Source organism: Parvibaculum sp. (genome assembly GCF_030651915.1).
Lineage (GTDB): Bacteria > Pseudomonadota > Alphaproteobacteria > Parvibaculales > Parvibaculaceae > Parvibaculum.
Map to the genome: position 1 here is coordinate 573,839 of NZ_JAUSBV010000005.1, position 12,263 is coordinate 586,101.

12 protein-coding genes are annotated in these 12,263 nt (G+C 61.5%); 5 read left to right on the forward strand and 7 right to left on the reverse strand.

Features of this window, described 5'->3' with window-relative positions; genetic code table 11:
• Position 1: 1 nt before the first annotated feature.
• Positions 2 to 1,861, reverse strand: a complete 1,860-nt coding sequence (locus Q7V31_RS07095; RefSeq protein ID WP_304733330.1) for an AMP-binding protein — start codon at positions 1,859 to 1,861, stop codon at positions 2 to 4.
• A gap of 23 nt (positions 1,862 to 1,884) precedes the next feature.
• On the reverse strand, positions 1,885 to 2,877 hold the full coding sequence (locus Q7V31_RS07100) for an MDR family oxidoreductase (RefSeq protein WP_304733331.1): 993 nt from the start codon (positions 2,875 to 2,877) through the stop codon (positions 1,885 to 1,887).
• A gap of 262 nt (positions 2,878 to 3,139) precedes the next feature.
• Between Q7V31_RS07100 and Q7V31_RS07105 the strand changes: the two genes are divergently transcribed.
• Positions 3,140 to 3,412 carry an usg protein gene (locus Q7V31_RS07105; RefSeq protein ID WP_304733333.1) on the forward strand — a complete coding sequence of 91 codons (273 nt, stop codon included), beginning with the start codon at positions 3,140 to 3,142 and terminating at the stop codon, positions 3,410 to 3,412.
• 67 nt (positions 3,413 to 3,479) lie between these two features.
• On the opposite strand, the gene Q7V31_RS07110 is transcribed toward Q7V31_RS07105, so the two are convergent.
• Together Q7V31_RS07110 and Q7V31_RS07115 are read right to left on the reverse strand one after the other, a co-directional pair.
• The gene (locus tag Q7V31_RS07110; protein ID WP_304733334.1) at positions 3,480 to 5,174 is read right to left on the reverse strand and encodes an ATP-dependent endonuclease; all 1,695 of its coding nucleotides are present in this window, start codon (positions 5,172 to 5,174) and stop codon (positions 3,480 to 3,482) included.
• A gap of 129 nt (positions 5,175 to 5,303) precedes the next feature.
• Positions 5,304 to 6,641 (reverse strand): dihydroorotase, encoded by a 1,338-nt coding sequence (locus tag Q7V31_RS07115; protein ID WP_304733335.1) that lies wholly within the window; start codon positions 6,639 to 6,641, stop codon positions 5,304 to 5,306.
• Between the two features lie 161 nt (positions 6,642 to 6,802).
• Here Q7V31_RS07115 and Q7V31_RS07120 point away from each other — a divergent pair, with 161 nt between their 5' ends.
• The 3 genes from Q7V31_RS07120 (at position 6,803) to Q7V31_RS07130 (ending at position 9,012) form a co-directional block, all read left to right on the forward strand.
• On the forward strand, positions 6,803 to 7,678 hold the full coding sequence (locus Q7V31_RS07120) for a folate-binding protein YgfZ (protein ID WP_304733336.1): 876 nt from the start codon (positions 6,803 to 6,805) through the stop codon (positions 7,676 to 7,678).
• Complete coding sequence (locus tag Q7V31_RS07125) at positions 7,668 to 8,264, forward strand: DNA-3-methyladenine glycosylase I (RefSeq protein WP_304733338.1); 597 nt, start codon at positions 7,668 to 7,670, stop codon at positions 8,262 to 8,264. The genes Q7V31_RS07120 and Q7V31_RS07125 overlap by 11 nt, the downstream gene beginning before the upstream one ends.
• 292 nt (positions 8,265 to 8,556) lie before the next feature.
• Positions 8,557 to 9,012 carry a polymer-forming cytoskeletal protein gene (locus tag Q7V31_RS07130; protein ID WP_304733339.1) on the forward strand — a complete coding sequence of 152 codons (456 nt, stop codon included), beginning with the start codon at positions 8,557 to 8,559 and terminating at the stop codon, positions 9,010 to 9,012.
• A gap of 6 nt (positions 9,013 to 9,018) precedes the next feature.
• Here the strand turns inward: Q7V31_RS07130 and Q7V31_RS07135 are convergent, their stop codons facing one another.
• Positions 9,019 to 9,672: a pyridoxamine 5'-phosphate oxidase family protein gene (locus tag Q7V31_RS07135; RefSeq protein ID WP_304733340.1), complete on the reverse strand. Its 654-nt coding sequence runs from the start codon at positions 9,670 to 9,672 to the stop codon at positions 9,019 to 9,021.
• A 181-nt stretch (positions 9,673 to 9,853) separates the two neighbouring features.
• On the opposite strand from Q7V31_RS07135, the gene Q7V31_RS07140 reads away from it, so the two are divergent.
• Complete coding sequence (locus Q7V31_RS07140) at positions 9,854 to 10,978, forward strand: beta-ketoacyl-ACP synthase III (RefSeq protein WP_304733341.1); 1,125 nt, start codon at positions 9,854 to 9,856, stop codon at positions 10,976 to 10,978.
• 9 nt (positions 10,979 to 10,987) lie between these two features.
• Here the strand turns inward: Q7V31_RS07140 and Q7V31_RS07145 are convergent, their stop codons facing one another.
• Together Q7V31_RS07145 and Q7V31_RS07150 are read right to left on the reverse strand one after the other, a co-directional pair.
• Positions 10,988 to 11,359 (reverse strand): hypothetical protein, encoded by a 372-nt coding sequence (locus Q7V31_RS07145; protein WP_304733342.1) that lies wholly within the window; start codon positions 11,357 to 11,359, stop codon positions 10,988 to 10,990.
• Between the two features lie 40 nt (positions 11,360 to 11,399).
• Positions 11,400 to 12,260, reverse strand: a complete 861-nt coding sequence (locus tag Q7V31_RS07150) for a universal stress protein (RefSeq protein WP_304733343.1) — start codon at positions 12,258 to 12,260, stop codon at positions 11,400 to 11,402.
• Positions 12,261 to 12,263 lie beyond the last annotated feature (3 nt).

A 12,263-nucleotide genomic window follows, 5' to 3' on the forward strand; every position in this document is an offset into this window, starting at 1 on the left:
CTCAGGCAACGACAATGTCGTTGCCCGGCGGATCAGCATAGAGTTTTTCGACCAGCGCGGCGCGGCGGCCGAGCGCCACGGCCTGATTGATATAACCCTTGTCGGTGAGTTCGCCGGCATCGACGCTTGGCGGCTCGGTCATCAGCAACGCGCGGACAACGCGCGTGCTCGATCCGGGGTTGCCCTTGTTGTGGGCGCGCAACCCTTCGGCCAGACGTTCCAGCACCGCCGGATGATGCACAATGTCCTCGACCGCCAGCGCCTGATCGCCGGCAATGTTGCGGCAGGCCGGAATGTTCGGGAAGCCGAGCAGACCGATATATTCGCGATCGAGGCCGGCAACCAGCGCATCGGCCAGCACGCCGTTCGAGGCCGCGACCGCGTCGACGCGCAGCTTGCCGGCGCTGACCCAGGTGCCGGTCGAGAGTTTGAAGTCCTCGGCCACACGGCCATCGAACACAAGCCCTTCCAGCGGATTGTCGGGATTGACGAAGCGGGCGCCGTCGCCGAGGCAATAGAAGCCTTCCGCGTCATAGGCTTCGGCCGTCTTTTCCGGGTTCTTGTAGTAGCCGGGCGTGATGCAGGCACCGCGCACGCGCACTTCCATTTTCTGGCCGACGGGCGCGAGCTTCAATTCAATGCCGGGAAGCGGCAGGCCAAGGAGGCCCATGCGCTCGGTCGGCCAGTGGACGTTGCAGATGGTGGGTGCGGTTTCGGTGGCGCCATAGCCCGACGAAAAGACGATACGCTCGCCGACGGTGCGTATCGCCACACGCTGGACGCGCTCATAGAGATCCTGGCTCAGCGCCGCGCCGCCATAGGCCAGCGAGCGAAGACGCGAGAAAAAGTTTTCCGCCAGGGCCGCGTCGCGTTCCAGTTCGTCGGCCAGCATGGTGTAGGCGGCCGGCACATTGGAATAGGCGGTCGGCGCGATTTCGCGCAGATTGGCCACGGTTTCGGCAAAGCCGCCGGGAACCGGACGGCCGCCGTCGATATAGAGCGTGCCGCCGGCGACCAGCAGGTTGTTGAGGATCGCGTTGCCGCCGAAGCAGTGGTTCCAGGGCAGCCAGTTCAGCAGCACCGGCGGCTCTTCGCCGTCCTGATCGACGGTGACGCTTTTCGGCATCACCGAATTGACGCACATCATCTGCTGCGTCGTGATGACGGCCTTCGGCATGCCGGTGGAGCCGGAGGTGAAGAGATATTTGGCGACCATCTCACCCGACAGCCGCGCATAGCTTTCCTCGACGGCGGCGCCCGGCGCCGTGTCCGTGAGGTCGGCGAATGATGTGCCGCGCGAACCGTCGACCGTCACCAGTTCGACGGTTTCATTGAAATCGGGATTGGCGAGAGCGAGCGCCGCGAGACCGCGGGCGAAAGGCGCGCTCTCCTGCATGAAGATCAGCTTCGGCTGGATGAGATCGACGACGTAACGCAGCTTGTCGAAATCGGAGCTCATGGTGCTGTAGGAGGGCGAAACCGGGGCAACGGGAACGCCGGCCAGGATGGCGCCATAGGTCATCAGCGCGTGTTCGATCGAATTGCCGGAGAGGATCATCACCGGCGTCTGCTGCGTGAAACCGCGATCGAGCAGCGCCTGCGCGATGGCGTTGACCTTGCGGTTCGCATCCGCGTAGGTCAGCAGTTCCCAGCTGCCGAGGCCTTCATTGACGACACGCCGCTTGCCGAGCCAGACGCGGTCTGGCGCTTCGGCCGCCCATTTGCGGATCGGTTCGATCAGATTGGCAGGCGTGGGCCGCAGCGGATGCGGATTGCGCAGGACGATCGAGCCGTCGGCGCGGCGCTCGACCTCGACTTTCGGTTCGACATAGTTGGCGTCGCGAAAGGGCGGGAGATTCATGTCCAAGGCTCTCGCGCTCCCGCTCAGGCGTTGACGTCGATGATGGCGCGGCCCCGTACTTTGCCGGCGATGATTTCTTCGGCAAGACGCGGCACATCGTCGAGCTTCGCGCGGAAGCTCATCGCCTCAAGCTTCTTCATGTCGAGATCCGTGGCGAGGCGTTTGTAAGCCTCGATGCGAATGGCGCGCGGCGCCATGACGCTGTCGATGCCGGCCAGCGTGACGCCGCGCAGGATGAACGGGGCGACGGAGGCCGGCAGGTCCATGCCCTGCGCCAGCCCGCACGCGGCAACCGTGCCGCCATATTTCGTCATCGAAAGCGCATTGGCCAGGGTGTGACTGCCGACAGCATCCACCACGCCCGCCCAGCGCTCCTTGCCGATCGGCTTGCCGGGCGCGGAAAGCTCATTGCGATCGATGATTTCGGCGGCGCCGAGACCTTTCAGGTAATCGGCTTCCGAGGCGCGGCCGGTGGACGCGATGACGCGGTAGCCGAGCTTCGACAGCAGGGCGACGGCGACCGAACCGACGCCGCCGGCGGCACCCGTCACCAGCACGTCACCCTTGGCGGGCGTCACGCCGTTTTTTTCCAGCGCCAGCACGCAGAGCATGGCGGTGTAGCCGGCGGTGCCGATGGCCATGGCCTGTTCGTTGGAAATTGCGTCGGGCAGCTTCACCAGCCAGTCGCCCTTGACGCGGGCCTTCTGCGCATAGCCGCCATTGTGGCCTTCGCCGACGCCGAAGCCGTTGAGCACGACGCGGTCGCCGAGCTTGAATTCGGCATGGGAGGATTTCTCGACCGTGCCGGAAAAGTCGATGCCGGGGATCAGCGGCCAGTTGCGGACGATGGGCGCCTTGCCGGTCAGCGCCAGGCCGTCCTTGTAATTGACCGTCGAATAGTCGACCGCGACCGTGACATCGCCGTCCATCAGATCGGCTTCGGTGAGGGTCACGAATTCGGCCTTCGGACCCGCCTCGGTCTTGGACACGCGGAGGGCGCGGAACTTGTCGGTCATGTGGAGATATCCTTCCCTGAGAACCTGGCAGCTTCTTGCGGGCCGGTTTTGCCGATTTCCAGCCTCTTGCGGCGACAAACGAACCCAAATCGGAGGCCGGGTCAAGCCGCCGCCACGGCGCTGGCACTCACCTGGCATCGCGAGTGACAAGCATATGATTTTATTGAACGAATCGGTTTGTAGGGGATTTGTCAATATCGACGGGTGGAAAATTGCCGCCTAGGATTCTGATGTGATTTGCGTCGTTATCCGGAGGTGTCGCGTGAGACAGGTTTCCGAATTCAAGAAGTTGCTCGACGGCTACCGGCTGGTGACAGCCGAAATTCTCTACCGGATGCCCGACCATCCGAAGCTGCTGCAGAGCTATATCTGGCAGGATCTGGACATGGCGCCGAAATATCCGGTGCTCGGAAAGTTCCTCGATTTCTGGAACCGCGAGCTCGACGGGCCGATCCATTCAGTCACGGTCGGGACAAGGCGGGTGATCCATCCGAGCGAGTTCATCCGGGCGGATTTCGTGGCGACGATTCACTGAGGCTTCGGGCCCGGGTCCACCTAGGATCAATTCACATTGCAATTTATATTCTGAAGGAATGGCTAGGTTAAACACCCAGTCGAGATTCCAACTCTTCAGTCAGCGCAACTATCGGACCAGAACGATGGGCGTTGATCGCCATTCCCGGATTTGCCGCCACCAGCTTCGAAATCTTTTGTTTAACTGAAGATGCCGTTGCGTCGTCCCATCTTCTGCCTTGTTTCTTAAACGCCAACTCCATCCGAGCAGACCACTTACCTTTACCTTTAAAACTAGCCCCCTCCAGAGAGGGTCCAAAATCCGTCTTGATCATCTCAGCGTAAAAGTCGACATCGAAAAGATCCTCAAGCTCGCTCTCCGGCTTACCGAGAGCTGTTGCAAAAATGATATCCGCTACACTTAATATTCCCGACTTAATTGCAACATCAGCTCCCCGTCGCCCCGCTGCATCATCATCCATAAACGCGAGCACATTGCACAGTGCGCTCACATGTAATGATGCGAAATAGGACAGATTAGTACCTCCCCCCAAGTGCTCGACAACCAAAGCACCCGACGCCAAAGCACCCCGACATTTTTGTGATTTACTTCTCAAGATAGCAGTAAGCGACACTTTGTCATCCGATCCCTCCACAAGCAAAACCAGCTCTGCATTTCTCAAATTATCGGAGGCTCGCACGCCAAGAATCTCGCGCAACTGCTCTACGGAGGTTGCGGTCTGCGCCTGATTGTCGGCAACAATAATGTTGCGACTAATATCCGTTCTATCCACAAATAGCGGATTGTGGGTGGTGATAATCACTTGATGAAGCCTTGCAAGGTCGGAAACTACATCTCGAATTTCGTGCATCGCTCCGGGGTGCAAATGCGATTCCGGTTCCTCAATAGCGATTATCAAGTTTCTGCCACTCGAACTTCCATCCGATGCATGTCGCATCAATGCCAATGCCGCGAGACTTTGCACACCATCACCCTTTTGCTCCAAAGGCGTGGCCAAGCCATCATCGACGATAATTTCACAACCTCGGCGAAAGGATCGATTTCCAAAATCGCTCGGTATCTCAACAGATACTGACGTGACGTTCGGAAGAAATTTGACCAACGTGTCTTTGATACTGTCGGAAAGATCTTGCAAAACGGGCTGATGCAGAGCTTCGACCACAGCCATTGCTTGTTTGTAGTCGTCCCTCTCCTGCAATGCGGCCAGTTCGCGTGCTACGAGAGTTTCAACTATATTTTTTGCACTGCTTGCGGTTCTAATTGCTGGAATATGCTCAAAGTTCAATCGATTTGATACGAAGAGAGCGATTGTATCTGACTTTGCAGTTAACGCTTTTCCACCTTTCCCCTTCTTTCTCACCTTGATATCGAATTTATTGTTGCTATCGAGATAAACCGTAAGCGGAAGTGTCTCGTTTAGGTTGCTCCTAACCTCCCTTTTAAAGTCCACAATTTCTTCTGGCGACAAATTGAATTCCAGAGTGATTTCAGTTTTCCCGCTTGGGGAACGCTGCTGTAGATCGACCGGAAAATCTCTTTCCCAATCATACGACGCGAGATTTGATCTAAGAGTTCTTGACCTACTCACCCGGGACACATAGCGAAAGTCTGACAAAATACGCATTCCGGCGGCGAGAGCATTCAGCAAATTAGACTTGCCCTCGTTGTTGGGGCCCACTATTACCGCCTTTTGACCCAAGCTAATTTTGCGAGCATTTTTGATGCTGCGATACGACTTAACCGTAAATGAAACGAGCCTCATACCGCACCCCCAATAGCGTCACACCATGCTTGCCACTCTTACACTTTATTGTGGATCATCAAGAAAAATCCGTCTGCTGATAGAAACAACGAAGACGCTCTTAACAGTCATCCAATAAATACTACACCTTCAGTGATGCGGCAGGTTCTCGACGAAGAGGATCGGCTCGCCGGTGGCCGCGCCCTGCAGCTCATCGTCCCACATGACGCGGCGGCCGCGCACGACGGTGCCGATGGGCCAGCCTTTCACCTTCATGCCGTTATAAGGCGTCCAGCCGCATTTCGAGGCGATCCACTTGTCCTCGATGGTACGCGTCGCGCGCATGTCGACCACGGTGATGTCGGCGTCGTAGCCGACCGCAAGGCGGCCCTTGCGCGCCATGCCAAAAATGCGTTGCGGGCCGGCGGATGTCAGGTCGACGAAACGCTGCAGGCTCAGGCGGCCTTCATTGACGTGATTGAGCATAATGGGCACCAGCGTCTGCACGCCGGGCATGCCGGAAGGCGATTTCGGATAGGTCAGTTCCTTTTCCTCGATGGTATGCGGGGCGTGGTCGGAGCCCAGCACGTCGACGACGCCCGAGGCGATGCCCGCCCATAATCCGTCGCGATGTTCGTGGCCGCGGATCGGCGGGTTCATCTGCGCCAGCGTGCCAAGCGCCTCGTAGCATTCGGGGGCGGCAAGCGTCAGATGCTGCGGCGTCACCTCGACGGTGGCGATGTCCTTGGCGGCCGCAAGGATCGGGATTTCGTCGGCGGTCGAGACATGCAGCACATGGATGCGCTTGCCGGCGTCACGCGCGAGGCGCAGCAGGCGCGTCGTGCAGAGAACGGCGGCCTCGGCGTCGCGCCAGACATGATGCGTGTCGACATGGCCGAGCAGCGCCAGCTCGCGGCGCTCGCGCAGGCGGAACTCGTCTTCGGAATGAACGGCGGCGCGGCGGCGGATCGCCTTCAGCACGCGCAACACGTCCTCGTCCTTCTCGACCAGCAGGTTGCCGGTGGAGGAGCCCATGAAAATCTTGATGCCGCAGCAGCCCGGCTCGCGCTCGATGTCGGCCAGGATGTCGACATTCTCGGTCGTGGCGCCGCCGTAAAAGGCGAAATCGCAATACATGCGGTGGCGGGCGCGGGCGACCTTGTCGGCGAGTGCATCCGGGCTCGTCGTCGGCGGTTTCGTGTTCGGCATTTCGAAGACGGCGGTGACGCCGCCCAGCGCCGCGGCCCGGCCGCCCGATTCGAGGTCTTCCTTGTGTTCGTTGCCGGGCTCGCGCAGATGAACCTGGCTGTCGACGACACCGGGCAGCAGGTGCAGGCCCCGCACATCGACCGTTTCGGCGGCAATGGCGCGGGAGAGGTCGCCAATGGCGGCGATGCGGCCATCCTTGATGGCCAGATCGGCCGTGCCCATGCCATCCTGATTGACGACGGTGCCGCCGCGGAAAACGAGATCGTAGGTCTGGCTCACAGCGGGCTCCTCTCAGGTCTGGGAGCGGCAATGCCGCCACGTGCGGCCGTTCGCGTCTCCTGCGGGTTATAAGTGGCGGGGTGACCGAAGCCAAGCCGGGCGCTTGCGGGCGCGGGCCGGCGGGCCTACATCTTGGGCACCATGAAACGGGGCAAGACGCCATGAATGCGGTGAAGGCCTGTGCGCTGCCAGAACGCGGGGTGCTGAGGGTCCGGGGACCCGAGGCGCGGAGCTTCCTGCAGGGGCTCATCACCAACAATGTCGATCTCGCCCGCGGGAGCCAAGCCGTCTATGCGGCGCTGCTGACGCCGCAGGGCAAGTTCCTGTTCGATTTCTTCCTCTCGGCCGATCCCGACGACAGCGAGGCGTTGTGGCTCGATTGCGACGGCACGCGCGCCGCCGATCTCGTCAAGCGCCTCGGCATGTACAAGCTCCGCGCGAAGGTCGAGATCGAGGATCTGAGCCCGACGCATGGCGTCGCCGTCTATTGGCGCAACGACGGTGCGCCGGTGGCGGCGGAGGGCGCGCGTCTTGCCGACCCGCGTCTTGCCGCAATGGGCGCCCGCGCCATACTGCCCGAAGCCGCGCTTGCGGCGCTCGATGGCAAGGCGGAAGACTGGCATCGTCACCGGATCGGCCTCGGCGTCGGCGATGCCGCCGAAGATTTCGAACCCGACCGTACCTTTCCGCTGGAGGTCAATCTCGATGCCCTTCAGGGCATCGACTTCCACAAGGGCTGCTTTGTGGGACAGGAAGTGACGTCGCGCACCAAGCGGCGCGGCAGCGTGCGCAAACGGCTTCTGCCCTGCAATGTCGAGGGCGACCTGCCGGCATCCGGCACGCCGGTGAAGGCGATCATGCGCGAAGTCGGCACAGTACTTTCCGGCGACGCCGAGACGGCGCGCGTGCTGGCGCTGCTCCGGCTCGACCTCATAAGAGACGCGACGCTCGAAGCGGGTCCGTCGGGCCTTGTGCCCGATATCCCGGACTGGCTGCGGGCCGAGGTCGAAACGGAAGGAGAAGGTAATGGCGAATAAGGCGGAGCGCTGCCCGTGGCCCGGCGAAGATCCGTTTTATGTCGCCTATCACGACGAAGAATGGGGCGTGCCCGAATATGACGACCGGGCGCTCTTTGAAAAGCTGGTGCTGGACGGGTTTCAGGCCGGGCTCTCCTGGATCACGATCCTCAGGAAGCGGGAGAGCTTTCGCGAGGCCTTTGACGGCTTCGCACCCGAACGCATCGTCCGCTACAAACCTGCGAAGATCGAGAAACTTCTCCAGAACCCCGGCATCATCCGCCATCGCGGCAAGATCGAAGCGACGATCGGTAATGCGCGCGCCTGGCTCGACATCATGGAGGAGGATGGCGGTTTCTCGGGCTTCCTGTGGGAGATCGCCGGCGGCGTGCCGAAACAGAACAAATGGAAGCGCATCGGCGATGTGCCGGCCGAAACGCCGATGAGCATCGCCATGTCGAAGGCGCTGAAGGCACGCGGCTTCAAATTCTGCGGACCGACGATCGTCTATGCCTTCGCGCAAGCGGTGGGCATGGTCAACGATCATCTCGTCGGCTGCCCGCGCCACGCCGATTGTTCCGCATTGGCGCACGCTCGAAAGCCGTAATCGATCGTTGCGACGGGCGTTTTTTAGTTTCGACGCCAACATTCTTCCGCCACAATGTCGGCACATGCGGGCCACGTTGCACGAATAGGTTTTCCGCCTTCTCGATCAGCGGAGGGAACTCAACATGTTCAAACGCCCCAAAGGGGTCTCGGAGTCCGATCAGCCGGCGGCGCCCGGCGATCAAAGACACGCGGCGCCATCGCCGAACGCAGGTAGCGAAACAACAGATGACGGCGGCGGCGAAGCCGGAACCCGCGTCTTCACCCCGTCCTATCAAGCGAGGAAACCGACCGTGCGCACGCTCAACACACATGCCGGGCAGCAGCCCACGACACCAGCCGTCCCGGTCGCCAATCTGCATGTCGGCCGCGGTCTCAAGCTCGAGGGCAAGATTCAGTCCTGCGACTCGCTCGTTATCGAGGGCGATGTGCAGGCAACCATCGAGAGTGGAACGCTGACGATCACCGAAACCGGCGAAGTGCGCGGCGACGCGACGGTGGACGAAGCCGAAGTCAATGGCCGGTTCGACGGCTCGCTGGTGGTGCGCAAGTGCCTGACCATCAACGCGACCGGGCGCGTGACCGGCACGGTTCGCTATGGCGAACTCCGCATCGAGCAAGGCGGGCAGATCAGCGGCGAGATTCAGGCCGAAGACGCCAAGCCGGCGTCGCGACCGGCGGTCAAGGCGCCGGAGAGTATCGAGACCCGGGACCTGACCGGCAGCGAACGCGCCGCTTCGATCCGCTGAAGCCGGTCAGGGCACCAGCCACTCCATGGCCGCCACATCCGCCGGCCAACGGATGCGTGCGCGGCGATGGCCGCTGCGACTGAGCACCACCATGTCGGCCTCATCGAAACCGAAACGCAGCAATGCAAAATTGGCGCGCCCTTCTTCCAGCTTGTCGACCGAAGGGATGAGGCCCTCGACTTCGGCGGGCAGGCCGGAGGTCGGTGCCGGACTGATTGAGCCCGGCGCCGTGACGGCCAGATAGGCACGGCGGCTTGGCAGGCCCGCCGCCGCCCATGCATCTTCGGCGGCGGCGCCGGTGAGCGGCACGGCCTGCCCCGCCAGCCGCAGCTGCACATCGCGCCGCGGGTCGTAGAAAAGCATCGACGCACGGGGCTCGCGTTCCAGCTCCGCCACCTTGGCCGAACGGGCATCGGTGAAGAGCTCGAGAATGCGGCCCGGCCGGTCGAAATTACGCAGAATCACTGTTCTGACCGCCGGCGCGCCAGAGGCCGAAACGGTCGCCAGCACCGGTTTACGCAGGGGCGAGCTTGCATCCCCCGCCCCTTCCGCCAAAAGGACAAAGGCCAGCGCAGCCATGTCCTCAAGGGTCAGCCGCCGCAGCGCCTCGCCCTCAAAGGGTGCCGGCACGGCGCGCCCGGACATCGTCTCGTTAGCCATATCCCGTTCCAATCAATCTATTCGGCCGCACAGCAGTGGAAACGTCCGCTGGCCTGCTCTAATTTAGCCCGGCGGTTGGGGGAGAGCCGCATGCTTCTTCGGGGATATCGCCCCCGGGAGGCACACGACAAGGAATATCCGGACTTACCGGCAAAGCAGATCAAGAAGAATCGGGTGGACATTGACCAAAGTCGTCATCAGCGGGACAGGTGTTTTCACACCCTCCCAATCCGTCAGCAACGCTGAACTCGTCGAAACATTCAATACTTATGTGCGCCGTCATAACGAGGCAAACGCCGCCGCCATCGCGCGCGGCGAGATGGAGCCGCTGGCGGAGTCGAGTGTCGAGTTCATCGTCAAGGCATCGGGTATCGAGTCGCGCTATGTGATGGACAAGTCGGGCATCGTCGATCCGGAGGTCATGGCACCGCGGCTCAGGCAGCGTTCCAACGACGAACCGTCGATCCTTGCCGAAATGGCGGTCGATGCGGCGCACAAAGCGATGAAGCGCGCCAACAAGACTGCCGCTGACATCGATGCGGTGATCGTCGCCTGCTCGAATCTCGAACGCCCCTACCCGGCCATTGCCGTCGAGGTTCAGGAACTGCTGGGCGTCGAAGGCTTCGGTTTCGACATGAATGTCGCCTGTTCATCGGCGACCTTCGGCATCCAGGCCGCCTACGACATGCTGCGTTCCGGCTCTGTCGGTTGCGTGCTGATCGTCGATCCCGAAATCTGTTCGGGGCATCTCAATTTCCGCGACCGCGATAGCCACTTCATCTTCGGCGATGTCTGCACCGCGATCATCCTCGAGCGCGAGGAAACCTGCACAGCCAAAGGTGCCTGGGAAGTTCTCGGGACCCGGCTGCTGACGAAATTCTCCAACAATATCCGCAACAATTTCGGCTTCCTCAATCGCGCGACGCCTGAAGGCATCGGGGCGAAGGACAAGCTCTTCGTGCAGGAAGGCCGCAAGGTCTTCAAGGAAGTCGTGCCGATGGTTTCGGCGCTGATCCTCGAACACATGGCGGATGCGGGGCTCGACCCGAAAGACCTGAAGCGGATGTGGCTGCATCAGGCCAACAAGAGCATGAACGACATGATCGGCCGGAAGGTGTTGGGCCGCGATCCGGAACCCGGCGAGCAGCCCAACATCCTGCAGGAATATGCCAATACAAGTTCCGCCGGCTCGATCATCGCCTTCAGCAAGTACAGCGAGGACCTGAAGCCCGGCGATCTCGGCCTGATCTGCAGCTTCGGCGCCGGCTATTCGGCCGGCAACGTGCTTGTGCGCAAGCGCGCCTGAGCCTGAGCCTCAGCCTTTCAATGGCTCCACCGTGACGATGCGGAACGTCTGCATCTCGCCGTCCCGTTCCGCAACGGAGAGATATTCGCCCGACTTGAATTCGTGACGGTCGAGCTTGAAAAAAGGCTCATCGGCTTCCGGCGTCGACAGATCGTAGTCGATCGCCCAGCCGCGGCCGATATGCCGCAGCAGGCCCTTTTCATCAGGCTCGCCCTGCCAGAAGCGGCGCACGACGCATTCCTTGGCATGCTCCTTCCACGCCACAGGATCGAGTTTCATCGACGCATCGAGCGGCACGACGAGGTCGTAGCCATGTGCGGGCGAGCCATTGGGATGGTCTTCGTTGCGGGCGAGTGTCATGTGGACGCGATAAAGTGTCATGGGACTTCCGTTTTTCTTTCTTGCGATTCCGCGGGGATATCTAGTGTGCCATCAGCACCGGGATGGTGGCGTGAGACCTGATGTGCTGCGTCACGCCGCCGATGATGAATTCAAGCAGACGGCTGTGACTATAGCCACCCATGACGAGAAGATCGGCTTTCGATTTCTCGGCCGTTTCGAGCAGCACCTCGCCGGCCGCACGGCCCTGCGCATCGATCAGATGCACATCGGCAACGACACCATGCAGCGCCAGATAGTCGGCGAGCGTCGAGCCGGGGCCGGGATCGAGCTCCTTGTTGCCGATGCAGAGGACGGTGACCTTTCGCGCTTTTTCGAGGAAGGGAATGGCCGCCGTGACGGCGCGCGCGGCTTCCGCGCTCTCGTCCCATCCGATGGCGACCGAGCCGCCGACCGGCGCCCAGGCTTTTTTCGGTGCGATCAGCACCGGACGACCGGCGCTCATCATTGCCGCTTCGAGCGCGGTTCCGCCGGCGATGCCGGTCGCACTTTCGCCGAAGACGATCAGATCGGAGAGGCGGCTATGGGCGGCGACCACCTCATCGCGGCGGCCGGTCACATCGAGGAAGCGAACGGAGGGCAAAGGCGGTTCGGCGCCCTTGCCGACCAGCGGAAGGCCCGCTTTCGCTGCCGCATCCTTCAGCGTCTTGAGGACACGGGCCGAGGCCTCATCGGCGCCTTCGCGCGCCGCCTGCAGCAAATCCTCGATGACCTGACCCGAGACACCGTCGCCAAGATAGGGCAAGGCTTCGGTTGGATCGGGCCGCGCGAACAGCGCCACGATCTGCGCACCGAAATCTCCCGCGATGGAAAGCGCCGTGCCAAGCACCTCGTTGTCCGACGGGCGGCCGGCAAGCGGCACCAGAATTTTTTTCACGGACATGGA

What these genes read in the sequence shown, in the direction of transcription:
- Q7V31_RS07095 (WP_304733330.1), bottom strand. Translation starts at nt 1,861, where the DNA reads ATGAATCTCCCGCCCTTTCGCGACGCCAACTATGTCGAACCGAAAGTC.
- Q7V31_RS07100 (WP_304733331.1), bottom strand. Translation starts at nt 2,877, where the DNA reads ATGACCGACAAGTTCCGCGCCCTCCGCGTGTCCAAGACCGAGGCGGGT.
- Q7V31_RS07110 (WP_304733334.1), bottom strand. Translation starts at nt 5,174, where the DNA reads ATGAGGCTCGTTTCATTTACGGTTAAGTCGTATCGCAGCATCAAAAAT.
- Q7V31_RS07120 (WP_304733336.1), top strand. Translation starts at nt 6,803, where the DNA reads ATGAATGCGGTGAAGGCCTGTGCGCTGCCAGAACGCGGGGTGCTGAGG.
- Q7V31_RS07125 (WP_304733338.1), top strand. Translation starts at nt 7,668, where the DNA reads ATGGCGAATAAGGCGGAGCGCTGCCCGTGGCCCGGCGAAGATCCGTTT.
- Q7V31_RS07135 (WP_304733340.1), bottom strand. Translation starts at nt 9,672, where the DNA reads ATGGCTAACGAGACGATGTCCGGGCGCGCCGTGCCGGCACCCTTTGAG.
- Q7V31_RS07145 (WP_304733342.1), bottom strand. Translation starts at nt 11,359, where the DNA reads ATGACACTTTATCGCGTCCACATGACACTCGCCCGCAACGAAGACCAT.
- Q7V31_RS07150 (WP_304733343.1), bottom strand. Translation starts at nt 12,260, where the DNA reads ATGTCCGTGAAAAAAATTCTGGTGCCGCTTGCCGGCCGCCCGTCGGAC.